This is a genomic window from Cobetia sp. Ld8, from assembly GCF_045066615.1.
GTDB lineage: Bacteria > Pseudomonadota > Gammaproteobacteria > Pseudomonadales > Halomonadaceae > Cobetia > Cobetia amphilecti.
Window position 1 is genome coordinate 20,781 of the sequence record NZ_JBISHF010000009.1, and the last position, 25,710, is coordinate 46,490.

At 62.4% G+C, this 25,710-nt stretch carries 22 protein-coding genes and 2 tRNA genes; 6 read left to right on the forward strand and 18 right to left on the reverse strand.

The window, feature by feature from the left end; genetic code table 11:
- The first annotated feature begins 8 nt into the window (after positions 1-8).
- From folK to ACJJV2_RS16285, 5 genes are all read left to right on the forward strand, one after another.
- Positions 9-506, forward strand: a complete 498-nt coding sequence (gene folK / locus ACJJV2_RS16265) for a 2-amino-4-hydroxy-6-hydroxymethyldihydropteridine diphosphokinase (protein WP_043333416.1) — start codon at positions 9-11, stop codon at positions 504-506.
- A 169-nt stretch (positions 507-675) separates the two neighbouring features.
- The gene (gene panB, locus ACJJV2_RS16270) at positions 676-1,467 is read left to right on the forward strand and encodes a 3-methyl-2-oxobutanoate hydroxymethyltransferase (protein ID WP_054556449.1); all 792 of its coding nucleotides are present in this window, start codon (positions 676-678) and stop codon (positions 1,465-1,467) included.
- Positions 1,467-2,321: a pantoate--beta-alanine ligase gene (panC, locus tag ACJJV2_RS16275; protein ID WP_405282282.1), complete on the forward strand. Its 855-nt coding sequence runs from the start codon at positions 1,467-1,469 to the stop codon at positions 2,319-2,321. The genes panB and panC overlap by 1 nt, the downstream gene beginning before the upstream one ends.
- A 122-nt stretch (positions 2,322-2,443) precedes the next feature.
- A complete protein-coding gene (gene panD / locus ACJJV2_RS16280) occupies positions 2,444-2,824 on the forward strand; it encodes an aspartate 1-decarboxylase (RefSeq protein WP_043333409.1) in 381 nt (126 codons plus the stop codon).
- A 305-nt stretch (positions 2,825-3,129) separates the two neighbouring features.
- A complete protein-coding gene (locus ACJJV2_RS16285; RefSeq protein WP_043333407.1) occupies positions 3,130-4,311 on the forward strand; it encodes an acetyl-CoA C-acetyltransferase in 1,182 nt (393 codons plus the stop codon).
- A 168-nt stretch (positions 4,312-4,479) separates the two neighbouring features.
- On the opposite strand, the gene pnp is transcribed toward ACJJV2_RS16285, so the two are convergent.
- The 15 genes from pnp to rlmE form a co-directional block, all read right to left on the reverse strand.
- The gene (gene pnp, locus ACJJV2_RS16290; protein ID WP_405282285.1) at positions 4,480-6,621 is read right to left on the reverse strand and encodes a polyribonucleotide nucleotidyltransferase; all 2,142 of its coding nucleotides are present in this window, start codon (positions 6,619-6,621) and stop codon (positions 4,480-4,482) included.
- Positions 6,622-6,869: 248 nt separating this feature from the next.
- A complete protein-coding gene (gene rpsO, locus ACJJV2_RS16295; RefSeq protein WP_024952154.1) occupies positions 6,870-7,139 on the reverse strand; it encodes a 30S ribosomal protein S15 in 270 nt (89 codons plus the stop codon).
- A gap of 98 nt (positions 7,140-7,237) precedes the next feature.
- Complete coding sequence (truB, locus tag ACJJV2_RS16300; RefSeq protein WP_054556446.1) at positions 7,238-8,167, reverse strand: tRNA pseudouridine(55) synthase TruB; 930 nt, start codon at positions 8,165-8,167, stop codon at positions 7,238-7,240.
- Positions 8,167-8,592 carry a 30S ribosome-binding factor RbfA gene (rbfA, locus tag ACJJV2_RS16305; RefSeq protein ID WP_043333400.1) on the reverse strand — a complete coding sequence of 142 codons (426 nt, stop codon included), beginning with the start codon at positions 8,590-8,592 and terminating at the stop codon, positions 8,167-8,169. The genes truB and rbfA overlap by 1 nt, the downstream gene beginning before the upstream one ends.
- Positions 8,593-8,619: 27 nt before the next feature.
- The gene (infB, locus tag ACJJV2_RS16310; protein WP_043333398.1) at positions 8,620-11,064 is read right to left on the reverse strand and encodes a translation initiation factor IF-2; all 2,445 of its coding nucleotides are present in this window, start codon (positions 11,062-11,064) and stop codon (positions 8,620-8,622) included.
- Positions 11,065-11,092: 28 nt separating this feature from the next.
- Positions 11,093-12,586, reverse strand: coding sequence for a transcription termination factor NusA (nusA, locus tag ACJJV2_RS16315; RefSeq protein WP_054556444.1), 1,494 nt, complete (start codon positions 12,584-12,586; stop codon positions 11,093-11,095).
- A gap of 76 nt (positions 12,587-12,662) precedes the next feature.
- Positions 12,663-13,121, reverse strand: coding sequence for a ribosome maturation factor RimP (gene rimP / locus ACJJV2_RS16320; RefSeq protein ID WP_043333393.1), 459 nt, complete (start codon positions 13,119-13,121; stop codon positions 12,663-12,665).
- A 123-nt stretch (positions 13,122-13,244) separates the two neighbouring features.
- Positions 13,245-13,321, reverse strand: a tRNA-Met gene (locus tag ACJJV2_RS16325).
- A 103-nt stretch (positions 13,322-13,424) separates the two neighbouring features.
- Positions 13,425-13,511, reverse strand: a tRNA-Leu gene (locus tag ACJJV2_RS16330).
- A 62-nt stretch (positions 13,512-13,573) separates the two neighbouring features.
- A complete protein-coding gene (gene secG / locus ACJJV2_RS16335) occupies positions 13,574-13,960 on the reverse strand; it encodes a preprotein translocase subunit SecG (protein ID WP_043333391.1) in 387 nt (128 codons plus the stop codon).
- Positions 13,961-13,965: 5 nt separating this feature from the next.
- Positions 13,966-14,712, reverse strand: coding sequence for a triose-phosphate isomerase (gene tpiA / locus ACJJV2_RS16340; RefSeq protein WP_043333389.1), 747 nt, complete (start codon positions 14,710-14,712; stop codon positions 13,966-13,968).
- A 215-nt stretch (positions 14,713-14,927) separates the two neighbouring features.
- Entirely contained in the window at positions 14,928-16,277 is a 1,350-nt protein-coding gene (gene glmM / locus ACJJV2_RS16345; RefSeq protein ID WP_043333386.1) for a phosphoglucosamine mutase, read from the reverse strand.
- The gene (folP, locus tag ACJJV2_RS16350) at positions 16,274-17,065 is read right to left on the reverse strand and encodes a dihydropteroate synthase (protein ID WP_405282446.1); all 792 of its coding nucleotides are present in this window, start codon (positions 17,063-17,065) and stop codon (positions 16,274-16,276) included. The genes glmM and folP overlap by 4 nt, the downstream gene beginning before the upstream one ends.
- A gap of 515 nt (positions 17,066-17,580) precedes the next feature.
- Positions 17,581-19,581, reverse strand: coding sequence for an ATP-dependent zinc metalloprotease FtsH (ftsH, locus tag ACJJV2_RS16355; protein ID WP_054556443.1), 2,001 nt, complete (start codon positions 19,579-19,581; stop codon positions 17,581-17,583).
- Between the two features lie 481 nt (positions 19,582-20,062).
- The gene (rlmE, locus tag ACJJV2_RS16360; RefSeq protein WP_225347478.1) at positions 20,063-20,686 is read right to left on the reverse strand and encodes a 23S rRNA (uridine(2552)-2'-O)-methyltransferase RlmE; all 624 of its coding nucleotides are present in this window, start codon (positions 20,684-20,686) and stop codon (positions 20,063-20,065) included.
- Between the two features lie 279 nt (positions 20,687-20,965).
- Between rlmE and yhbY the strand changes: the two genes are divergently transcribed.
- Complete coding sequence (gene yhbY, locus ACJJV2_RS16365; protein WP_043333380.1) at positions 20,966-21,280, forward strand: ribosome assembly RNA-binding protein YhbY; 315 nt, start codon at positions 20,966-20,968, stop codon at positions 21,278-21,280.
- A 106-nt stretch (positions 21,281-21,386) separates the two neighbouring features.
- Here the strand turns inward: yhbY and ACJJV2_RS16370 are convergent, their stop codons facing one another.
- The 3 genes from ACJJV2_RS16370 to carB all read right to left on the reverse strand — a co-directional run bounded on the left by ACJJV2_RS16370 (position 21,387) and on the right by carB (position 25,669).
- On the reverse strand, positions 21,387-21,839 hold the full coding sequence (locus tag ACJJV2_RS16370) for a hypothetical protein (RefSeq protein WP_405282289.1): 453 nt from the start codon (positions 21,837-21,839) through the stop codon (positions 21,387-21,389).
- Positions 21,840-21,965: 126 nt separating this feature from the next.
- On the reverse strand, positions 21,966-22,442 hold the full coding sequence (greA, locus tag ACJJV2_RS16375) for a transcription elongation factor GreA (protein ID WP_405282290.1): 477 nt from the start codon (positions 22,440-22,442) through the stop codon (positions 21,966-21,968).
- Positions 22,439-25,669, reverse strand: coding sequence for a carbamoyl-phosphate synthase large subunit (carB, locus tag ACJJV2_RS16380; RefSeq protein ID WP_405282291.1), 3,231 nt, complete (start codon positions 25,667-25,669; stop codon positions 22,439-22,441). Before carB ends, greA begins: the two co-directional genes overlap by 4 nt.
- Between the last annotated feature and the right edge of the window lie 41 nt (positions 25,670-25,710).

Here is a 25,710-nt window from a genome sequence, read left to right on the forward strand (position 1 = left end):
AACTCCGCATGATTTCGACAGCCTTGATTGGCCTCGGTGCCAATCTTGACGATCCGCGCGCTCAACTGGAGCGCGCGCTTGAGGCTCTCGACCGGCTGCCGCTGACCCGCTGCACGCGACACTCTCGCCTGTATGCCAGCAAGCCGGTCGGCCCGCAGGACCAGCCCGACTTCGTCAATGCCGTCGCCGAGCTATCGACCCGCCTGTCTCCCCTCGCCCTGCTCGATCAACTGCAAGCCCTCGAACAGCAGCATCGCCGCGTGCGGCTGCGTCACTGGGGCCCCCGCACGCTGGATCTGGACCTGCTGCTCTTCAATGACAGCAGGATCTCGACGCCGCGTCTCGTCGTGCCCCATCGCGAAATGCTCAAACGTGGTTTCGTGATGCGCCCGTTGGCTGACCTGCTGGGCCCGCAGCGCCTCAGCGTGCTGGGCGAGGAGAATCTCGAAACACTGGCGTCTCGAGTTGAGGGCGATGACTTGCTCCCCCTCGGACCTCAGGAGTAGAGTTTCGCCATCTTGTTACCGTCGTGCCCACTTTGGCCTGTGCGGTAACACTTTCTGGTAACACCGGCCCGTGTCGCCCGCAGTCCGCCCTCGGCGGCCTTCTCGCGATCGCGGCTGCTCGACGCCACGGGCAGCCGCGTCATACGCGCCGCAACGAGTAAGCGTCCCGATGAAAAACGTCACCCTGAGCACCCTGCGCCGCCTCAAGGCCGATGGTGAGACGTTCAGTTGCCTCACCGCCTACGATGCCACCTTTGCTCATCTTGCCAGCGATGCCGGCATTGAAGTGCTGCTGGTCGGCGACTCTCTCGGCATGGTCCTGCAGGGCCATACCAGCACCCTGCCCGTCACCATCGATGACATCTGCTACCACACCGCCGCCGTGGCACGTGGCAAGCAAGGCAGCCTGCTGATGGCCGACCTGCCCTTCATGAGCAATGCCAGCACCGACATCCTGCTCGATCATGCGGCGCGTCTGATGCGTGCCGGCGCCGAGATGGTCAAGGTCGAAGGCGAAGCCTGGCTGGCCGATGCCGTCACCGCGCTCGTCCAGCGTGGTGTACCGGTCTGCGTGCACATGGGCCTGACGCCACAGCACGTACATGCCTTCGGCGGTTACAAGGTGCAGGGTCGCGACGAGGCACGCGCCGAGCAGATCATCGCCGATGCGCGCACGCTGGAAGCCGCGGGTGCCGCGATCATCCTGCTCGAATGCGTGCCGTCCGAGCTGGCCGCGCGCATTCGTGATGCCGTCGAGGTGCCGGTGATCGGCATCGGTGCCGGCGTGGACGTCGATGGCCAGATTCTGGTCATGCACGACATGCTCGACCTGACGCCCGGCCGCAAGCCACGCTTCGTCAAGAATTTCATGAGCGATGCCGGCAGCGTGCAGGAGGCCTTCGCCGCCTACCACCAGGCGGTCAAGACGCGCAGCTTCCCTGCGCCGGAGCACGGCTTCTGATGAAAACCGTCTCCCAGATCAACGTCCTGCGCGAGCAACTCGCCCAGGCGCGCCGCGATGGCCTGCGTATCGCGCTGGTGCCGACCATGGGCAACCTGCATGCCGGCCACCTGTCGCTGGTCCGTGAAGCGCGCCGCCACGCCGACATGGTCGTCGCGAGCATCTTCGTCAACCCGCTGCAGTTCGGCCCCGGCGAAGACCTCGACAGCTATCCGCGCACCCTCGAGGCCGACCAGAATGCGCTGGCCGCAGAAGGATGTGACCTGCTGTTCGCCCCCTCGACGGCGGAACTCTACCCCGCGGGCCGCGACGGACTGTGCAACGTGCAGGTGCCGGGCGTTTCCGAAGGCCTGTGCGGCGGCAACCGTCCGGGGCACTTCGATGGCGTCGCCACCGTCGTCAGCATCCTGTTCAATCTGGTACGCCCTGAAGTCGCCTGTTTCGGCGAGAAGGACTTCCAGCAGCTGGCCGTGATCCGCAAGCTCAACCGCGACCTGCACTTCGGCATCGAGATCATCGGTGTGCCCATCGTGCGTGCCGAGGATGGGCTGGCACTGTCATCACGCAACGGCTACCTGAGTACGCAGGAGCGCGCCATCGCGCCGCGTCTCAAGCAGTGCCTCGACGCCCTGAAGGCTCGCCTTGAGCAGGGCGTGGCGCGTGATGTGGCGCTGCGCGAGGCACTGGCCGCCATCAGCGAGAGCGGCTTCAAGCCGGACTATCTCGAGCTGCGCCGCGCGGCTGACCTGGGGGCGGTCGAGGATGACACGCGCGAGGCGGTGATTCTGGTCGCCGCTCATCTGGGCCGTACGCGCCTGCTCGATAACCTGAAGGTCGCCTTGCCGGTGGCCTGATGCCTGATTAGACTGCGCCGCCTTGCACCCTGGCGTGGCACTGTCCGCCACGCCATACGCGCCAAGGCCCTGGGACCAGGGCCTTGATCTGCGCCCGGCGGCGCTCAACTGGAGACATCCTGATGCAAGCCATCATGCTCAAGGCCAAGCTGCACATGGCCCGCGTGACTCACGCCGTCCTCAACTACGAGGGCTCCTGCGCCATCGATGGCGACCTGCTCGACATGGCAGGCATTCGTGAGTACGAACAGATCCAGATCTACAACGTGGACAACGGCAAGCGCTTCACCACCTATGCCATTCGCGGTGAAGAAGGCTCGAAGATCATCTCGGTGAACGGCGCCGCAGCCCACCAGGCCGACGTCGGCGACCGCGTGATCATCTGCGCCTTCGCCCACTACGCCGAGAGCGAACTGGACGCGCACAAGCCCTCCATGGTCTATCTGATGGAAGGCAACGAGGTCAGCCATACGGCCAACGCCATTCCGGTCCAGATGGCCTGAGCACCCCTTGCTGCCTGCCGCTTCACGCCCTGAGGGCTGATGCTTTCAGGCCTTGAGCCTGCCGCGAGCACTCCAACACGACGCCAGCCCTGCCTGCCAGAGCGCTGGCGTCGTGCCGTCTGGAGAGGCGATACGTATGGCTAAAGGCTGACACTGGAGATGCCCTTTGGCGATTGCCGCACCGCACAAAACTGCCTTATGCTGGAATCTCACCTCAGCAGGACTGCGCCTCGCCCGCTTGATGGCATGGCCATAGTCGCAGCCAATTGACTCAGACAGTCTCGCAAGAGAACAGGAGCGTTCAGATGCAGGATGTGGTGATCGTAGCAGCCCGTCGTACCGCCGTAGGCGCCTTCGGTGGCAGCCTGGCTGGCATTTCCGCCGCGGATCTCGGCGCACATGTCATCAAGGATATCCTCGCCAGCACGGGTGTCAGTGGCGATCAGGTCGATGAAGTGCTTCTGGGCCAGGTACTGACAGCAGGATGCGGTCAGAACCCGGCACGTCAGGCGGTCATCAAGGCAGGCTTGCCGGAAGGCGTGCCCGCCATGACCATCAACAAGGTCTGCGGGTCTGGCCTCAAGGCGCTGCACCTGGCCACCCAGGCCATCCGTTGCGGCGATGCCGAGCTGATTCTGGCCGGCGGTCAGGAAAACATGTCTCTGTCTCCGCACGTGCTGCCCAACTCGCGTGACGGCAAGCGCATGGGCGACTGGAAGGCGATCGACTCCATGGTCCACGACGGTCTGTGGGATGCCTTCAATGACATCCACATGGGCATCACCGCCGAGAATCTGGCCGAGAAATACGAGATCACCCGTGAAGCCCAGGACGCCTTCGCGGCCGCCTCTCAACAGAAGGCCTGCGCAGCCATCGAAGCTGGCCGCTTCAAGGGCCAGATCGTCCCGGTCGAGATCCCGCAGCGCAAGGGCGACCCGATCGTCTTCGATACCGACGAGAACCCGCGCGCCGGTACCACGGCCGAGAAGCTCGGCGGCATGCGCCCGGCCTTCAAGAAGGACGGCACCGTCACCGCCGGCAATGCCTCGGCGCTCAACGACGGCGCTGCCGTGGTCATGCTGTGTTCCGCAGACAAGGCCCGCGAGCTGGGCCTGACGCCGCTGGCGACCATCAAGGCCTACTCCAACGCGGGTGTTGATCCGAAGATCATGGGCATCGGCCCGGCGCCGGCGACTCGCCTATGCCTCAAGAAGGCCGGCTGGAGCCTGGAAGACCTCGACCTGATCGAAGCCAACGAAGCCTTCGCCGCCCAGGCCCTGTCGGTCAACAAGGAGCTGGGCTGGGATGTCGACAAGGTCAACGTCAATGGCGGCGCCATTGCCCTCGGCCACCCGATCGGTGCCTCCGGCTGCCGTGTGCTGGTCTCGCTGGTGCACGAGATGATCGAGCGTGATGCCAAGAAGGGTCTGGCGACCCTGTGCATCGGTGGCGGTCAGGGTGTCGCGCTGGCCATCGAGCGCAGCTGATCACCCACACCTGCCGACCGCATGAGCTCCCGCCGCTCGCGCAATCTCGAGCAGGGAGACACGCAAAAGCCCCCGCCAGGTTACTGGCGGGGGCTTTTTCTTGCCCGGAGGGCTCACCTCTCATGCAGAGCAGGCAAGACCGAGGCGGGGGCGATCCGCGACGATCGGTCAGTCCTGGGCGGCGGCCTCTTCAGCCTGAGCAGCGGCAAAGGCCGCCTTCTCTTCTTCGCTGATCTCTTTCAGCGACAGCTTGACGCGATTGCGGTTGTCGATGTCGAGCACCTTGACCACCACCTCATCGCCTTCGTTGAGGTAGTCGCGTACGTCATTGACCCGCTCCTCGACGATCTGCGAGATGTGCAGCAGACCATCAGTGCCCGGCATGAAGGTGATGAAGGCACCGAAGTCGGCGATGCGCGCCACCTTGCCGGCATAGAGCTTGCCGATCTCGGCCTCGGCAATGATGCCCTCGACGTACTTGGCAGCCGCCTGCGCCTGCGCCTTGTGCTCGGCATAGATGCGCACGCTGCCATCATCGTCGAGATCGACATTGGCGCCGGTCTCTTCACAGATCTTGCGGATGGTGGAGCCGCCCTTGCCGATCACGTCACGCACCTTGTTGGGGGCGATCTTGAGGGACAGCATCGCCGGGGCATTGTCAGAGACTTCCTGGCGGCTGGCGGCCAGCACCTCATTCATCTGCGCGAGGATGGTCAGGCGTGCCTCGAGGGCCTGTTCCAGCGCCTGCTCAAGAATCTCCTCGTCGATCCCCTCGATCTTGATGTCCATCTGCAGCGCGGTAACACCTTCGGCGGTCCCCGCGACCTTGAAGTCCATGTCGCCGAGGTGATCCTCATCGCCGAGGATATCGGTCAGTATCGCGACGCCATTGGCGTCCTTGACCAGCCCCATGGCGATACCCGCGACCGGCGCCTTGAGCGGCACACCGGCGTCCATCAGCGCAAGCGAGGCGCCACACACGGACGCCATCGAGCTCGAACCATTGGATTCGGTGATCTCGGAGACGACACGGATCGCGTAGGGGAAGGCCTGCAGCGACGGCAGCATGGATTCGATGCCCCGACGCGCCAGACGCCCATGGCCGATCTCACGCCGCTTGGGCGCGCCGATGAAGCCCGTCTCGCCGACGCAGTAGGGCGGGAAGTTGTAGTGCAGCATGAAGCGGTCCTGCTTCTCGCCGGACAGCCCTTCGATCAGCTGTGAATCGCGCGTGGTCCCCAGGGTGGCAGTGGCGATCGCCTGGGTCTCACCGCGGGTGAACAGCGCCGAGCCATGCGCCTTGGGCAACACGCCCACCGCCATGTCCAGCGGTCGCACGGTGCGCGTATCACGACCATCGATACGCGGCTCGCCGGCGATCACGCGCTGACGCACGATACGCTTCTCGAGCGCCGCGAAAGCCGTGGCGACGGCCTCGACACTGAAGCGCGCATCATCCTCGGCGCCCAGCAGGTCGATGGCCTGCGCCTTGAGCGCCGACAGACTGTCCTGACGCGCCATCTTGTCACTCAGGCGATAGGCATCACCGATCCGGGTGGCGAAGCTCTGCTCCAGCGCCTCGACCAGCACACGGTCGAGCTTCTGCGGCACCCACGCCCACTTGGGACGATTGACCTTGGCGGCGAACGTCTCGATCCCCGTGATGGCCTTCTGCATCTCGTGATGGCCATAGAGCACGGCGCCGAGCATCTCGTCTTCCAGCAGCTCCTGGGCTTCGGACTCGACCATCAATACGGCCTTCTCGGTGCCCGCCACCACCATGTCCAGCTCGGAATGCGCCAGTTCGCTGTAGCCGGGATTCAGGAAGTAGCCGCGCTGCTCGCTGAAGCCGACGCGCGCCGCGCCCACGGGGCCCGCGAAGGGCACCCCGGAGATGCAAAGCGCTGCAGAGGTGCCGAGCAGTGCCGCGATGTCCGGATCGACATTGCGCTCCGCCGACATCACCGTGCAGGCCACCTGCACCTCATTCATGAAGCCTTCGGGAAACAGCGGGCGCATCGGGCGGTCGATCAAGCGCGAGGTCAGGGTTTCCTTCTCGGTGGGACGCCCTTCGCGCTTGAGGAAGCCGCCGGGGATACGCCCCGCCGCGTAGGCCTTCTCCTGATAGTGGACCGACAACGGGAAGAAGGACTGGCCGGGTTTCGGCGACGCCTTCGCCACCACGGTGCACAACACCGAGGTATTGCCCATGGTCACCATCACGCTACCGGTCGCCTGACGCGCGATGCGGCCGGTCTCGAGGGTGATGGTGTCATTACCGTACTGGAAGCTGTGCGTTACCGGGTTCACGGCGCATGTCCTTTAATCTGATAGTCATCGATGCCAGGCGCTCATGGTAAAGCGCGCCACAGGCAATGAAAAGCGGGTTGATCCCACGCGACAAGCGGGCTGCAGCGCGGGTCGAGCCTCTGATCTGAAGCCCGGATCACCTCGGTATCAGGCACAAAAAAACCGACACCGCCCGCAGGCAGTGTCGGTTTTCCTGTGCCCACCGGGGGCCCGCCATGCACCGAAGTGCATGGCGGCAACATCGCTGATTAGCGACGCAGACCCAGACGCTGGATCAGAGCGGTGTAACGCTCGAAGTCCTTGCGCTTGAGGTAGTCAAGCAGCTTGCGGCGCTGGTTGACCATGCGGATCAGACCACGACGGGAGTGGTGATCCTGCTTGTTGGCCTTGAAGTGACCCTGCAGGCCATCAATGTTGGCGCTCAGCAGAGCAACCTGAACTTCCGGGGAACCGGTGTCGTTCTCGCCACGGCCGAATTCGGTAACGATCTCAGCCTTCTTCTCAGCGGTAAGTGCCATCTGTCTCTCCAGTAAGCAATATGCTTGATAGATTAGAAATGTCGAAGACCACGCATATTTGCAGTCTTCATGCGGCTTGCGGCGAGGCCGCAATCAGCTCACCCAGCCGCCGCCTCGACGGCAGAACTGAGCAGTCGGCGAGGAGCGATGACGCCCTCCGCCGCAATCCGGACCAGCCCGAGCAACTGCTGGTCCTGATACACACGAGCCAGGGAGTCCACTTCCAGCGACCCTGTCGTCGTTTCGGCCTGTTGACCACGCAATATCATCCGCGCCATCTCGGCAGTGATGTCGAGACGCGGGAGATGATCGAGCAGGATGTCGACAGGTAACAGAACGCCTTCACGTGCCTGCTGGTCAGCCAGCGCCTCGAGGCGCTCGAAATCCAGCATGGCATCACCCGTGAACGGGCCCGTCTTGAGACGACGCAGTGCCGTGAGGTGGGCTCCACAGCCCAGCGCCTCGCCGATATCCTCGGCCAGACTGCGTATGTAGGTACCCTTGCTGACCGCCACTTCGATCTCGATGCCATCGGAGTGCCGCGCAAGAAGCGCCATATTGTAGATGGTAACGCGACGGACTGCACGCTCGATTTCAATCCCCTGGCGCGCCAGCTCGTAGAGCGGACGTCCCTGGTGCTTGAGCGCGGAGTACATCGGCGGTACCTGATCTATCTCGCCCCGGAACCTGTCCAGCACCGCGTCCAGCTCGGCCTGCGCAATCTCGGGAATCTCCCGCTCGCGAATCACCGTGCCTTCCGCATCACCGGTATCGGTGACCTGGCCAAACTTGATCCGTGCCCGATAGACCTTGTCTGCCTCGAGAAGATGCGAGGAGAACTTGGTCGCTTCCCCGAAGCAGACCGGCAACAAGCCGGTCGCCATCGGATCGAGCGTGCCGGTATGACCGGCCTTCTGCGCCTGGTAGAGGCGACGAGCCTTCTGAAGCGCATAGTTGCTGGACATGCCCTTGGGCTTGTCCAGCAACAGAACGCCATCGATCGGCAAGCCGCGACGACGACGCGCCATCAGGCGTCCGGCGTGGTGCCCGGGGCACCATCTTCGCTGTCGTCATCACCGCGTTCAGCACTGCGCTTGCGATCGTCAGCGACCGCATCGTTGATCAGTGAGGACAGGTGATGGCCACGAACGACGCTTTCATCGTAATGAAAACGCAGTTCCGGCACGTGGCGCAGCTGAATGGTGCGCGCCAGCTGGGAGCGCAGGAAACCTGCCGCGCGCTTGAGCACGGCGAGGTTTTCCTTGATGCGTTCCGGGCTGTCGTCACCCAGCAGGGTCACGTAGACATCGGAGTAGGACAGGTCGCGGCTGACCTTGGCGGCGCTGACCGTCAGCATGCCAAGGCGCGGGTCCTTGACCTCGCGCTGAATCAACAGCGCGAGCTCTTGCTGGATCTGGTCCGCCACGCGGTCAGTACGGCTGTATTCACGCATCCGTGATCTCTCCTTGCAGGGGCGCTATCAGAGCGTGCGCTCGACCTGGATCTGGTCGAACACCTCGATCTTGTCGCCAACCTGCACGTCGTTGTAGTTCTTGACGCCGATACCACATTCCATGCCGTTGCGGACTTCGTTGACGTCATCCTTGAAGCGACGCAGGGATTCCAGCTCGCCTTCATAGATGACCACGTTGTCACGCAGCACGCGGATGCGCTTGGAGCGGTACATGTTGCCTTCGACGACCATACAACCGGCGATCGCGCCGATCTTCGGTGCCTTGAAGACATCGCGCACTTCGGCAACACCGACGATCTGCTCGCGGAATTCCGGTGCCAGCATGCCAGTCATGGCCAGCTTGACCTCGTCGATCAGCTGGTAGATGACGCTGTAGTAGCGCAGATCCAGACCTTCACGTTCGACGATCTCACGCGCGGAGGCGTCAGCACGGACGTTGAAGCCGACCAGGATCGCTTCGGAAGCGAGCGCCAGGTTGGCATCGGTACCGGTGATACCACCGACACCGGAAGAGACCACAGCCACCTTGACTTCTTCGGTGGAGAGTTCTTCCAGCGCGCCACGGATGGCTTCCAGAGAACCCTGCACGTCGGCCTTGAGGACGACGTTGACCTTGGCGACTTCGTCCTGGCCCATCTGGGAGAACATGTTCTCCAGCTTGGCCTTCTGCTGACGTGCCAGGCGCACTTCGCGGTACTTGCCCTGACGGAAGTTGGCGACTTCACGTGCCTTCTTCTCGTCCGGGACCACGGTGAACTCTTCACCGGCGTCCGGCGTGCCACCCAGGCCCTGGATCTCGACCGGCATGGCCGGACCTACGGAATCGACCTGCTTGCCGAGTTCGTTGATCAGCGCACGCACACGGCCGTAATGCAGGCCGGCGAGGACGATATCGCCCTTCTTCAGCGTACCGTTCTGGACCAGCACGGTCGCGACCGGACCACGGCCCTTGTCGAGACGGGACTCGACCACGACGCCTTTACCCGGCGCGGACGGCACGGCCTGAAGTTCGAGAACTTCGGAGACCAGCAGGACACCTTCGAGCAGCGCGTCGATGTTTTCGCCAGTCTTGGCGGAAACGTGGACGAACTGGGTATCACCACCCCATTCCTCGGAGATGACACCGTGCTGGGACAGCTCATTCTTGACGCGGTCCGGATCAGCCCCCGGCTTGTCGATCTTGTTCACCGCCACGACCATCGGGACACCCGCGGCCTTGGAGTGCTCGACAGCCTCGATGGTCTGCGGCATCACGCCATCATCGGCAGCCACCACCAGGATGACGACGTCGGTCGCCTTGGCACCACGAGCACGCATGGCGGTGAACGCCGCGTGGCCCGGGGTATCCAGGAAGGTGATGTCACCGTTGTCGTGTTCGACGTGGTAGGCACCGATGTGCTGGGTGATACCACCCGCTTCACCTGTAGCCACCTTGGTGCGGCGGATGTAATCCAGCAGCGAGGTCTTGCCGTGGTCGACGTGACCCATGACGGTAACGACCGGCGCGCGGGTGATCTGCTCACCTTCATAGGAGATGCCTTCGAGAACGGCTGTCTCGAGTGCGTCATCCTTGATCAGCTTGGGCGTGTGGCCCATTTCCTCGACCACGATGGTCGCGGTTTCCTGATCGATCGTCTGGTTGATGGTGACCGCAGCGCCCATGTTGAACATGGTCTTGATCACTTCAGACGCCTTGACGGCCATCTTGTCGGCGAGGTCTGCCACTGAGATGGACTCAGGGATGGAGACTTCACGGACGAAGGTCTGGACCGGCTTCGGCGGCTGACGGTTGGCATCACGGCCACCACGACGACCACCGCGACGCTCGGCGCGCTTGACCTTCTTGGCCCCGCCACGCTTGCGTTCGCTACGGTCTTCACGGGCTTCGCGACGATCACGTGATTCATCACGCGGCGCAGCCTTGGCGCGACGCGGTGCATCACCACGCGGCTCCTTCGGCGGCGCATTGACTTCCGGCGCAGCGTCGGCGGCCGGTGCAGCGGCAGCAGCCGGTGCACTCTGACGCGGACGCTCTTCGCGACGGTTGTCATTGCCACGACGCTCTTCGCGCTGCGGTGCCGCAGCCGGCTTGTCCGCAACGGCAGCTGCCGGTGCAGCAGCAGCCGGCGCTTCTGCAGCCTGCTCTTCGCCCTCTTTGACGTAGGTACGCTTCTTGCGCACCTGCACCTCGATGGACTTGCCGCGACCGCTACCCGTGTTGATGCGAGACTTGGTCTTGCGGGTCAGGGTAATGCGGTTCTTGGGCGCTGCCGGAGCGGCGCCACCACCGTGGCTCTTGGTGAGGTGATCAAGCAGCTTCTGCTTGTCGACCTCAGAGACGGCGTCGTTCTCTGACTTGTGCTTCAGACCCGCTTCATGCATCTGTTCCAGTAGGCGGGCTGACTCGCGGCCCACCTTCTTGGCGAATTCTTTGACTGTCATTTCTGACATGTACGACCCTCCTGAGCCCGTGACCTAGTTACTGTTCGCTTGCGAACCAGGGCGCGCGGGCGGTCATGATCAACGCCGCTGCTCGCTCTTCGTCGACACCTTCGATGTCTTTCAGATCATCGATGGCCTGCTCAGCAAGGTCTTCCATGGTGACGATACCCTTGCTGGCCAGGATGTATGCCAGATGACTCTCCATGCCTTCCATGTTGAGCAGGTCTTCGGCCGGCTGTGCGCCGTCCAGTTGCTCTTCAGTGGCGATGGCGAGATTCAGCAGTTCATCCTTGGCCCGAGCGCGCAGCTCCTCGACCAGATCCTGGTCAAAGCCCTCGACCTCGAGCATTTCCTCGAGCGGGACATAGGCGATTTCCTCGAGTGAGGTGAAGCCCTCGTCCACCAGGACACGGGCTAGATCCTCTTCAATCTCGAGATGAGTGATGAAATATTCGACGAAACTGTCGATTTCCTGCTCGCGCTTGCCCTCGGCTTCCGCCTCGGTCATGACGTTGAGCTGCCAACCGGTCAGCTCACTGGCCAGACGAACGTTCTGACCGCTGCGACCGATGGCCTGAGCCAGGTTGTCCGCAGCGACAGCGACATCCATGGAATGGGTGTCTTCGTCGACCAGAATGGAACCGACATCTGCCGGCGCCATGGCGTTGATGACGAGCTGGGCAGGATTGTCATCCCACAGGATGATATCCACGCGTTCGTTACGCAGTTCATTGGACACGGCCTGCACGCGTGAACCACGCATGCCGACACAGGCACCGATCGGATCGATGCGCTTGTCGTTGCTCTTGACCGCGATCTTGGCGCGCGAGCCCGGATCACGGGCAGCACCCTTGATCTCGATCAGCTGCTCGGCGATTTCCGGGACTTCGATCTTGAACAGCTCGATGATCAGCTCAGGACGCGTACGCGACAGGATCAGCTGAGAACCACGAGCATCCGCGTCGACTTTCCACAGCAGGGCACGAACCCGCTCGTTCAAGCGGTAGCGCTCGCCGTGAATCATCTCACCGCGCGGCAGGAAGCCTTCGGCGTTGTCGCCCAGATCGATGATGAGGCCATCACGTGTCGTCTTCTTGACGATACCCGCGACCAGCTCACCTTCACGCTCGGCATAAAGGCGCACCACTTCCGCACGCTCGGCCTCGCGCACCTTCTGCACGATGACCTGCTTGGCGGTCTGTGCAGCGATGCGACCGAACGCTTCGGATTCGATCTGCTTCTCGACCACGGCACCCAGCGCCAGCGGCTCTTCGCGCTGTTCGGCGATGCTGGCCTTGATCTCGTAGTCCGGCGTCTCGAACTCGTCGTCTTCGACGACGGTCCAGCGACGGTAGGTTGCGTAATCACCGGTGACACGATCGATCTTGACGCGGATATCCGCCTCTTCCTGATCGAAACGCTTGCGTGACGCCGAAGCCAATGCCGCTTCGACGGCTTCGAAAATCACATCCCGCGGCACGCCTTTCTCGTTGGAGATGGCGTCAACGACCAGCAGAATCTCTTTGCTCATGACTTTGCCTCGCCAGAAACCTGTCCTTGCGCATCGACCCGGGCTCGCAACGCGAGCGGTGTGCCGACAACGTCAGTTATTTGAACTGCGGCACAATGCGTGCCTGGTCGATGCTTTCAATGGGAAAGCAGTATTCTTCTTCATCGACCCGGATCACGACATCACCGTCTTCGGTGCCAGTCACCAGCCCCTGGAACTTGCGCTGGCCATCGAAGGCCTGGCGAAGTCGCAGTGCCACCACGTGACCGATGTAGCGCTCGTACTGGTCAAGCGTGAACAACGGACGATCCATGCCTGGAGACGAGACTTCAAGCTGGAACTGACCGGTAATGGGGTCTTCGACATCCAGTACGGCACCCACCTGACGACTGACGTTTGCGCAGTTGTCCACGGTAATGCCATCGGGATGGTCGATATAGATCACCAGACGGGACTGCTTGCCTTGGGAGAGATAGTCGATACCCCAGAGCTCGAAGCCCAGAGCAGAGACGACTGGATCGATAAGCGCGTTAAGCGCAGCGTCCTTGGTTGACACAGACGAGGCTCCTACAGCAGTTGCATCAGGCACCTGACCGGGAGTAGAGAAGAGAGCTAGGTGGCTGATTGGCACTGGTGCTAACAAAAAGCCCCTTCATAGGAAGGGGCCTTTCAAGAAACTTGGTAGCGGGGACCGGATTTGAACCGATGACCTTCGGGTTATGAGCCCGACGAGCTACCAGACTGCTCCACCCCGCAACAATAGTCGGACGATGGTAATGTCACCGAAAAAGGAGGTCAAGGAATGACGTCTTTCCAAGGTGGCAGAGTTGCGTCCAGACTGCCAATCGATCTAACAAGATGGTGCCGAAGGGGGGACTTGAACCCCCACGACCATAAGGTCACTACCCCCTCAAGATAGCGTGTCTACCAATTCCACCACTTCGGCACGGGGGCGGGTATCGCCTGAGACGTTACCCGGAAGAATTCAAAGTTAACGCCTTGAATTCCTTAGAGTGCTGGTTGGTCTGCGTTGCCGCTTTCCTCAAGCACTGGCGACGTATTCTCCACACTTTCCTCGGAGTCGTCAAGTGATGGCAGTGAATTTTTCTGCTGCTCGATCACACTGGCATTCGGAATGCCCGCTTCGACTGACGGCTGGTTGGCGTTGGACGCGAACCAGGCCAGTGTCAGAGAGGTCGCGAAGAAGCCCGCGGCCAGAACACCCGTGAAGCGCGCGAGGAAGTTGCCGCTACCGCTGGACCCGAAAACGGTCTGGGAAGCACCACCGCCACCAAAGGCAGCGCCAGCTTCGGCACCCTTGCCCTGCTGGAGAAGGACGAGCACGATCAGCGCGACCGCGAGTACCACATGGACCATCAGAACGGCTACTTGCATGAGATTCAACCTGCAGACTGGCAAATGGCTAGGAATTCGTCGATCTGGAGCGAGGCACCGCCCACGAGACCGCCGTCGATATCCGGCTGCGCAAGCAGCTCGGCGGCATTGGCAGCTTTCATGCTGCCGCCGTACAACAATTGCATTGCCTCGGCGAGCGAGGCAGACCACTCGGCCAGGCGCGCGCGAATGGCCGCATGGACCTCCTGCGCCTGCTGGGGCGAGGCGGTGCGCCCGGTACCGATGGCCCAGACGGGCTCATAGGCGACGACCAGACGCGTGCGCGCATCGGCGGAGAGCGCGGAGAACACCGCCTCCAACTGTCCCAGCACGACACGCTCCGTGTCACCGGCTTCACGCTCCTCGAGCGTCTCACCGACGCACAGCACCGGCGTGAGGCCAGCGGCAAGCGCCGCCTCGACACGCGCCAGTACCGCCGCATCGTCTTCAGCATACAGGCTTCGACGCTCCGAGTGGCCGACCAGCACCATCGCGGCACCGACATCCTTGAGCATCTGACCCGCCACTTCGCCGGTAAAGGCACCCTCGCTCGCCGGGTTCAGCGTCTGCCCCGCCAGTGCCACGCTCACAGGCATGCTCGCGCGAGCGGCGCTCAGATAAGGGAAAGGCACTGCCAGCGCCACCTGAATGCCCTGCGGCAGCTCAGCCGCCTGCAGACCCCGGGCAAACTCATCGACCAGGGCTAGATCACCATTCATCTTCCAGTTTCCGGCAATCAGCGGTGTACGCATGTGCTTCTCCCTTGTGAGCAGTGCGAGGATGGTAATGGAGCCGCCCTTGACTGACAACCTTCGCGACCCCTGTCAAGCCCCGTGATCCGGCACGATCAGGCTCGGGGCAACTGCCAGAAACGACAACAGGCGCACTCGGCGCCTGTTGTCGTCCTGTGCAACCCGACCACTCAGCGACGTGCACCGTCGCCCCGGCGAGCTGCCATGTCAGCGCATCACGCCGACATGCTGGATTCGACCGTCGCGGCGATCTGACCCGCCAGCGCATCGACATCGAAGTGCGGACGCCCTTCGACCATGACGCGAATCAGCGGTTCCGTACCGCTGGGGCGCAGCAGCACGCGCCCTTCATTGCCCAGCGTCTGTTCCACTTCGACCACCGCGGCCTGCACGGCATCCGCCGCCATCAGTGCCTTGTTGTCACAACCCGGCGCCAGACGCACATTGATCAGCGCCTGCGGGGCCTTTTCGAAGCCGACCAGCAATTCACTGAGCGAGCACTCTTCACGCGCCATGATCGCCAGCACCTGCAGCGCCGAGACGATGCCATCCCCGGTGCTCTGGATATGGCTGCAGACGATGTGGCCGGAGGATTCGCCACCCAGCTGCCAGCCGTTGGCTTCCAGACGCTCGATGACGTAGCGGTCACCGACCTTGGCACGCTCGAAGGGAATTCCCAGGCCTTCTAGCGCAGCCGCCAGGCCGAAATTGGACATCAGGGTGCCGACGACACCGCCGCCCAGCACGCCGCGCTCGTGACGATCACGCGCGATCATGTAGAGGATGTCGTCGCCATCGATGACACGGCCATCGGCATCGACCAGGATCAGGCGGTCACCATCCCCATCGAAGGCCACGCCCAGATCGGCGCCCTGCTCGATGACGGCCGCGCGCAGCGCCTGCGGGTGCGTGGAGCCGACGCCCTGATTGATGTTGAGGCCATCCGGCTCACCGCCGATGACGCTGACCTTGGCACCCAGCTCACGGAAGACGTTCGGCGCGATGTGATAGGTCGCGCCATGCGCGCAATCCAGCACCACCTTCATGCCGTGCAGGCCCAGACGACCCGGCAGCGTGGACTTGCAGAATTCGATATAGCGACCGGCCGCATCCTGGATGCGTGACGCCTTGCCCAGGCTGTCCGGGCCGACGATCACGATGTCGCGGTCCAGCTCGGCTTCGATCTCGGCTTCCAGCGCATCATCCAGCTTGGTGCCGGCAGCGGAGAAGAACTTGATGCCGTTGTCCGGATAGGCGTTGTGGGAGGCCGAGATGACGATGCCGGCATCAGCGCGGAAGGTGCGCGTCAGATAGGCGATCCCCGGTGTCGGCATCGGGCCGAGCAGGGACACATCGACGCCCGCTGCCGAAAGGCCGGACTCGAGCGCGGATTCGAACATGTAGCCCGAGATGCGCGTGTCCTTGCCGATCAATACCTTGCCGCGGCCGTGACGGGCGAATACGCGTCCTGCCGCCCAGCCCAGCTTGAGCATGAAGTCTGGCGTGATGGGGAATTCCCCGACCGTGCCGCGAATACCATCCGTACCAAAATAACGTCGACTCATCGTATCGTGCCTTCCTTTAGCACGGCCCATGCCATGTCGACAGCGTCGACAGTCGGGGCCACGTCGTGAACGCGAAACAGTCTGGCCCCGTCACGAACGGCCAATGCCGTCAGTGCCAGGTTACCAGCCAAGCGATCCTCTACCGCGCGCCCGAGGGCATTGCCGATCATGCTCTTGCGTGACGTGCCGATCAGCAGCGGGAGGTTGAATTCATGCAACTGCGCCATGCGGTGATACAGGCGCAGATTGTCTTGCAGTGACTTGCCGAAGCCGAAGCCGGGGTCCAGCAGCAGTCGCTCACGCGCAATGCCCGCCGCCTCACAGGCCGCGATACGCTCCGCCAGGAACGTCCGGACTTCCTGCTCGATGGACTGAGCATAATGCGTATCCTGCTGCATGGTGTCCGGCTCGCCGCGCATGTGCATCAGACAGACGGGCAGCCCGCTGTCAGCGGCGGCCTCGAGCGCGCCGTCTCGATTCAGCGCACGCACGTCATTGATCATGCCAGCCCCCAGCCGTGCGGTTTCGCGCATGACTTGCGGGTTGCTGGTATCGATGCTCACCAAGGCGCCCAGTTCGCTCACCAGCCGCTCCACCACCGGGCAGACCCGATCAAGCTCTTCTTCGGTGCTGACCGGCGTCGCCCCGGGTCGTGTCGACTCACCGCCGACATCGATCATCGCGGCACCATCGGCCAACATCTGCTCGGCATTGCGCAGCGCGGCGTCCAGGGTCGCACTGCGGCCGCCATCCGAGAAGGAGTCCGGCGTCACGTTGAGAATCCCCATCACCCGCGGACGCGAGAGATCGAGATGGTGTCCAGCGCACTCCAATGACATCAGATGGCCCACTCGAGGCTCGAGAGGCGTACTCAAGGCAGAATTCGTCATGGCATTCCATGCAGGCGAGAGGGGCACGAAGGTGGCTTCGCAGCCCGGTCAGAAATGATTGCGCACCACTTTAAAGAGCCAGCCCATGGCGCGCAAGGCGTGGAATGGCCGCCACACGGGGCGTCATCAGATGGCAACGCCATTGGCTCAGACCTTTCACCCCACGCTCATCATGGCGCTGACAATGCCCGTGCAGAGACATGAGTCGACGCCGTCACGCCACGGCGTAGGCCACTCATCAGCAGCACCTTAACTTCACCAGCGTCATTGCTGCAGCGGCACAGGCCACCATTGCTGCAGACAAGAAAACGCCCGACTGGCAAGCCAGTCGGGCGTTTTTCCTTTCAGAGGCTCGGACATCGTATGCGATATCGCCCCCCTCAGGCCTAGTTCAGGCCTACATCAGGCGTACATCAATGACCGCTCGGACCACCCAGCGGATCAGACGGGCGACGGCGGTTGCTGTCGTCATCTTCACTGCCATCAGCGTCATCATCCGCCTTGGGAGCTTCCGGCGCTTCCGCCTTCGGAGTGTCGGCAACCGGGGCCACCAGGCCACCGTCACCGCCGCTCGCCGGGCCACCCCAGTCCTTCGGCGGACGCGGAGCACGACCTGCCATGATGTCCGCCAGCTGCTCGGCATCGATGGTCTCGTAGGTCATCAGCGCTTCGGTCATCGCATCCAGCTTGTCGCGATTCTCTTCCAGAATCTGCTGCGCCTTGGCGTAGCACTCGTCGATGATACGACGCACTTCCTTGTCGAGACGCGAGGTGGTGTCGCCAGACTTCAGCTTGCCGCCACCCTGACCCGGGCCACCGAGGAACTGATGGGACTCGTCCTCGTCGTACATGATCGGGCCCATCTCGCTGGAGAGACCCCACTTGGCGACCATGTTGTGGGCAAGCTCGGTAGCACGCTTGATGTCGTTGGACGCGCCGGTGGTGACACCGTTCGGGCCCAGCGTCATCTCTTCGGCGATACGACCACCGAACAGCGAGCAGATCTGACTGATGATCTGCTGACGCGAGTAGCTGTAGCGATCCTCTTCCGGCAGGAACATCGTCACACCCAGCGCACGACCGCGCGGAATGATCGACACCTTGTAGACCGGGTCATGCTCGGGCATCACCAGGCCGATGATGGCGTGGCCAGACTCGTGATAGGCCGTGTTGCGCTTCTCCTTCTCGGACATGACCATCGATTTGCGCTCGGCGCCCATCATGATCTTGTCCTTGGCCAGCTCCAGCTCTTCCATGCCGACCAGACGCTTGTTGCGACGCGCGGCGAACAGGGCGGCTTCATTGACCAGGTTGGCCAGGTCCGCACCGGAGAAGCCCGGCGTACCACGTGCAATGTTGACCGGCACGACGTCATCGCCCATCGGTACCTTGCGCAGGTGAACGCCAAGGATGTGCTCGCGACCACGGATGTCCGGCAGTGCAACGGTCACCTGACGGTCGAAGCGGCCCGGACGCAGCAGCGCGGGGTCAAGCACGTCAGGACGGTTGGTCGCGGCGATGACGATGATGCCGTCATTCGCCTCGAAGCCATCCATCTCGACCAGCAGCTGGTTCAGCGTCTGCTCACGCTCATCGTGACCACCGCCCATGCCGGAACCACGGTGACGGCCGACGGCGTCGATCTCATCGATGAAGATGATGCACGGCGCCTGCTTCTTGGCCTGCTCGAACATGTCACGCACACGGGAGGCACCGACACCGACGAACATCTCGACGAAGTCAGAACCGGAGATGCTGAAGAACGGCACCTTGGCTTCACCGGCGATCGCCTTGGCGAGCAGGGTCTTGCCGGTACCCGGCGGGCCTACCATCAGGACGCCACGCGGAATCTGACCGCCAAGACGCTGGAACTTGCTGGGGTCCTTGAGAAAGTCGACCAGTTCCTCGACCTCTTCCTTCGCTTCGTCACAGCCTGCGACGTCGCTGAAGGTGGTCTTGATCTGGTCCTGGCTCAGCAGCTTGGCCTTGGACTTTCCGAAGCTCATCGGGCCACCCTTGCCGGCGCCGCCACCCTGCATCTGGCGCATGAAGAACATGAAGATGGCCAGAATGATCAGAATCGGGAAGCTGGCAATCAACAGGCGTGTCCACAGCGACTGCTGCTCAGGCTTCTTGCCGATGACCTCCACCTTGTTGGCAAGCAGGTCATCCATCAGCTTGGGATCGGACGCCGCCGGCCGGATGGTGGTGAAGCTGGAGCCATCGGCCCGCTCACCCTCAATGGTGTAACCATCGATGGTCACACTCTTGATCCGGTCGTTCTGCACCTGCTGGACGAACTGTGAATAGTTCATCGCCTGCGGCGAGGTATCGACGCTGAAGTTGTTGAACACCGTCAGCAGCACTGCTGCGATGATCAACCAGAGAATCAGGTTCTTCGCCATGTCGTTCAAGGGGACACCCTCATTGCATGAATCTGTCTTGGCATGCCGTGAATACTCCGACTGCCGTCTTGTGGTGGCCTGCCATGCTATCTGATCGTGCCTGCGGGGTATCAAGTCAGCGCAACGCGCCACTTCGCCTACCGAGTCACTCAAAGCTTGCCGTGCATTGTGCTACTTGCCTGCCAGCATCGGTAAGGTATTGAAACCCACCGAACTGTCACTGGCCCATCGTACTCAAGACCCAATGATATCGACACTACACCAGATGGGGGCTGGCAACCATTGCTTAAAGCCCGACGATGGACTATTGCACCGATAGACAGCCTGCATCAGCCAGCGCTGCGACTCGCCCGGACACATTGGCGCCAGTCTGGACGAGCATCGCATGGCTCGCCTTAACCCGCGATGAAGCATGCGACCAGCAACGTGGAAAACTCGCCACCGCGAGCCGATGCCTGCCGCGTGCAGCGGCATGCAAGGACACTGATCATCAGCCCTTGAAGCCTTGCCCCAGCAGATAGACTTCGCGTGAGCGTGCACGCGATGCTTCCGGCTTGCGGGTCACGACCTTCTTGAAGCTGCCGCGCATGTCCTTCAGATAGGCATCGAAGCCCTCACCCTGGAAGACCTTGACCAGGAAGTTGCCGCCAGGCTTGAGGGTCTGGCGCGCCAGATCCAGCGCCAGCTCGACCAGATACATGCCGGCAGGCTGATCGATCGCGCTCATGCCGCTCATGTTGGGCGCCATATCGGAGATCACGAGGTCCACCGGGCGGTCACCCAGGGTAGCCAGAATCTGGTTCAGCACGGCCTCTTCGGTGAAGTCGCCCTGAATGAAGTCGACACCGGCCAGGGCGTCCATCTCGAGAATGTCGGAGGCGATGACCACGCCTTCCATGCCGACGCGATCCGCGGCGATCTGGCTCCAGCCACCGGGGGCTGCGCCGAGGTCGATGACGGTGGCGCCCGGCTTGAGCAGGCGGTCCTTGTCATCGATTTCAATCAGTTTGTAGCTGGCACGGGAACGATAACCGTCGGCCCAGCTGCGCTGGACATAGGCGTCATCAAAGTGTTCCTTCATCCAGCCAGCACTGCTCTTGCTGGGGTGAGCCACGTTGTCACCTGGAATGTCGGGGAAAATCGAATACTGGCGGGAGATAGCGCGGGGGATAACGACGACACGAAAGGCGTGGCAAGCTTGCGCACGGGTCGTGTCATGAGCGTCGTCATGGAGTAGAATGGCGGGTCCTGCGCGCGGTTCCGCCCGCGGGCACAGACATTGCCTGCGCAACAGACGGGTTCACACCCCTGGATTTCAAGCCCTGGAGTCGACCCTGTCTTTCGCTACGCTCCCCGCTCCCATCGGACGCCAACAGGGAAACTTTACGATACCATGAGCTTGTCACAGTCACAAAAGAAAGCATTTCGCAGCATCGGGCACCATCTTGACCCGATCGTCACCGTCTCGGAAAACGGCCTTTCCGAAGGCGTCGTGACCGAACTGGAGCGCGCACTGCACGATCACGAACTGATCAAGCTGAAGCTGGCGATCAACGATCGCGAAGCGCGCGGCGAGGTGGCTCGCCACCTGTGCAGCGAAACCGGCGCGACTCTGATCCAGAGCATCGGCAAGATCGCTCTGCTGTATCGCCGCAACCCGCAGGCCAAGCCGAAGCTGTCGAACGTACAGCGCTTCAGCGAGAAGTAAGCCGCCGGGCCCAGGCCTGACGAGGCTCACCTCGCACGCCACGCCTGCCGCAGACAGAAACGCCGCCCTCATCGAGGGCGGCGTTTCTGTTTTCTGTTGCTGACAATCACGACCTGACGCGCTGATTCAGCTCGAAGGTGATGTCGTCCAGCGCCCGCTGGGTGACCTGATGACGCTTGAGTGTCGTCTTCCTGGACTCCCCATCACCGTTGCCGGCATCGCGATACTTGATGACCAGCGTCTTCTTGTCGAAGGTGAAATCCTCGATCAGCTCATAATCGATCTTGCGACACCCCATGAGTGGTGACGGCCGCAGATAAAGCGCCTGATCACCGAAGTGCACCAGCGGCATCACCAGATGGAAAACTCCCCTCGCCAACAGGGCACTCCCGAGGACCAATGCTGGCGTCAACAGCGCCGAGTCCCCGGTGTACCGATAGGCAAACGACTGGGAGACCACATATGCCACCCCGAACAGCATGAACCCAAGCACCATGAAGATGGCCACCATGGAGGTTGCCATGATGCGCTTTTCCGGCTGACTTCCCTGTACTTCCATTACTCCCTCCCTGAAGGGTTTCGTGCCCGCAGGCCAAAAAAACAGCCCTGCCGGGATAACCGGCAGGGCTGTCACGACATCAGGATCTGACGAATCAGAGGCGATGCACTTCAGATGTGACGTGCCTCAGATGTGATGCACTTCGGAGATTTCATACTCCACATCGCCACCCGGGGTACGCACGACCACGACATCCCCTTCTTCCTTGCCGATCAGCGCACGCGCGATCGGAGAGGTGACGGAGATCTTGCCGTCCTTGATGCTGGCTTCATCTTCGCCAACGATGCGATAGCGCACTTCGCTATCGTCATCGAGGTTCATCAGGTCGACCGTGGTGCCGAAGATCACCTTGCCGGTCTTCGGCAACTTGGTGACGTCGATCACCTGGGACATGGAGAGCTTGGACTCGATCTCCTGGATACGACCCTCGATGAAACCCTGCTGTTCACGCGCGGCGTGGTACTCGGCATTCTCCTTGAGATCGCCGTGCTCACGGGCTTCCGCGATGTCAGCGATGACCCGGGGACGCTCAGTGCCCTTTAGGTGCTCGAGCTCCTTGCGAAGGCGGTTTTCGCCTTCGACGGTCATCGGACTTCTACTCATATCATGACTCCTGCATGCATATCCTGGAGACGACGGACCTTGACGTCGTTGCCGTAGGCAAGCGCCATGCACACGGCATTGGCACCCGCCAGCGTCGTGGCGTAGGGCACCTTGTGCGCCAGCGCCGTGCGACGGATCACGGACGAATCATTGATGGCCTGACGTCCCTCTGTGGTGTTGACGATATAGGCGATCTCGCCGTTCTTGATCATGTCGACGATATGCGGCCGCCCTTCGAACACCTTGTTGACGGGTTCAACCTCGAGGCCGGCAGCGGCGATCACCTCTGCCGTGCCACGGGTAGCACAAAGCGTAAAGCCTAATGTTACCAGAGAGCGGGCCACCTCGATAACGCCCGCCTTGTCGAACTCACGCACGGACAGGAAGGCCTTGCGATCGCCAGTCAGGGTCGGGATGGCTTCACCGGCACCCAGCTGCGCCTTGTAGAAGGCTTCCGCGAAGGTATCGCCGGAGCCCATCACTTCGCCGGTGGACTTCATTTCCGGCGACAGGATCGGGTCGACCCCCGGGAACTTGGCGAACGGCAGTACCGCTTCCTTCACACTGTAGAAGGTCGGCACGATTTCCTGGGTGAAACCGATCTCTTCCAGGGTCTGGCCGGCCATGCAGCGTGCGGCGATCTGCGCCAGCGACTGGCCGATGCACTTGGAGACGAACGGCACGGTACGTGAAGCGCGCGGGTTGACCTCGATGACGTATATCACGCCATCCTGCCAGGCCAGCTGCACGTTCATCAGGCCGACGACGTTGAGTTCCAGCGCCATGCGCTTGACCTGCTCGCGCATCTCTTCCTGGACGTCTGCCGGCAGCGAGTACGGCGGCAGTGCGCACGCGGAGTCACCGGAGTGGATACCGGCCTGCTCGATGTGCTGCATGATGGCGCCGATCACGACCTGCTTGCCGTCGGACACCGCGTCGATGTCGACCTCGATGGCCGCGTTCAGGAAGTGGTCCAGCAGCACCGGCGAGTCATTGGAGACCTTGACCGCGTGGGTCATGTAGTTCTCGAGCTCGCTGGCCGAGTAGACGATTTCCATCGCGCGGCCGCCCAGCACGTAGCTCGGGCGCACCACCAGCGGATAACCGATGACCTCGGCCTTGACGAAGGCTTCCTCGAAGCTGCGCGCGGTGGCGTTTTCCGGCTGGATCAGACCGAGCTTCTCGATCATCTGCTGGAAACGCTCGCGGTCTTCGGCGCGGTCGATGGCGTCCGGCGTGGTACCGATGATCGGCACACCAGCGGCTTCGAGCTCACGCGCCAGCTTCAGCGGCGTCTGGCCGCCGAACTGGACGATGACACCGACCGGCTGTTCCTTGTCAGCGATCTCCAGCACGTCTTCCAGGGTGACCGGCTCGAAGTAGAGGCGATCGGAAGTGTCGTAGTCGGTCGAGACCGTTTCCGGGTTGCAGTTGACCATGATGGTCTCGTAGCCGTCCGCGCGCATGGCGAGGGAGGCGTGGACACAGCAGTAGTCGAACTCGATGCCCTGACCGATACGGTTCGGACCGCCACCCAGCACCATGATCTTCTTCTTGTCGCTGACTTCCGCCTCGCACTCTTCCTCATAGGTGGAGTACATGTAGGCGGTGTCGGACGCGAATTCGGCGGCACAGGTGTCGACGCGCTTGTAGACCGGGCGGATGCCCTGCTTCTGACGGTGCTTGCGGAAGGCCTTCTCGGACACGCCCATCAGACGCGCCAGGCGCGCATCGCTGAAGCCCTTGCGCTTGAGACGGAACAGACGATCAGCGTCCATCTCGCCCAGCGAGCTTGCGGCCACTGCGCCTTCCTGAGCGATCAGGTCGGCCAGCTGCACCAGGTACCAGCGGTCGATGTTGGTGAGGCGGAAGATCTCTTCGATATCGAGACCGGCACGCATGGCATCGGCGATGTAGAAGATACGCTCGGCACCGGCGGCCTGCAGCTCACCCTTGATGCGCGCCATGTTCTCGTCGCTGAAGTTCTCGACGATCGGATCGAGACCGTCAACGCCGGTCTCCATGCCACGCAGCGCCTTCTGCAGGGATTCCTGGAAGGTACGGCCGATGGCCATGACTTCGCCGACCGACTTCATCTGCGTGGTCAGACGGTCATTGGCCTGCGGGAACTTCTCGAAGGTGAAGCGCGGAATCTTGGTGACGACGTAATCGATGGACGGCTCGAAGGACGCCGGCGTCTTGCCACCGGTGATGTCGTTCTGCAGCTCGTCCAGGGTGTAGCCGACGGCCAGCTTGGCGGCGATCTTGGCGATAGGGAAGCCGGTCGCCTTGGAAGCCAGCGCCGAGGAACGCGACACGCGCGGGTTCATCTCGATCACGACCATGCGGCCAGTGTCCGGGCAGATGCCGAACTGGACGTTGGAACCGCCGGTCTCGACGCCGATCTCGCGCAGAACGGCCAGCGATGCATCACGCATCAGCTGGTATTCCTTGTCGGTCAGGGTCTGGGCCGGGGCGACGGTGATGGAGTCACCGGTGTGCACGCCCATCGGGTCGAAGTTCTCGATGGCGCAGACGATGATGCAGTTGTCGTTCTTGTCACGAACGACCTCCATCTCGTATTCCTTCCAGCCCAGCAGCGATTCGTCGATCAACAGCTCACGGGTCGGCGACAGCTCGAAGCCGCGATGGCAGATCTCTTCGAATTCTTCACGGTTGTACGCCACGCCGCCGCCGGAACCGCCCATGGTGAAGCTGGGACGGATGATGGACGGGAAGCCCAGCTCGGCCTGGATTTCCCAGGCTTCTTCCATGGAGTGCGCGACCTTGGCCTTCGGGCACGCCAGACCGATCTTCTTCATCGCCTTGTCGAAGCGATCACGGTCTTCGGCCTTGTAGATGGTGTCGGCGTTGGCGCCGATCATCTCGACACCGTACTGCTCGAGCACGCCTTCGCGCTCCAGCGCCAGCGCACAGTTCAGTGCGGTCTGGCCGCCCATGGTCGGCAGGATGGCGTCCGGGCGCTCCTTCTCGATGATGCGCGCCACGGTTTCCCAGGTGATCGGCTCGATGTAGGTCGCATCGGCCATCACCGGGTCGGTCATGATGGTTGCCGGGTTGGAGTTGACCAGGATGACCCGGTAACCCTCTTCACGCAGGGCCTTGCAGGCCTGTGCGCCGGAATAGTCGAACTCGCACGCCTGGCCGATGACGATGGGGCCGGCGCCGATGATCAGGATGCTGTTTAGGTCTGTACGTTTCGGCATGTCTCTTCCCGCAATGATCTGGTGACTGAACTCAACGATGG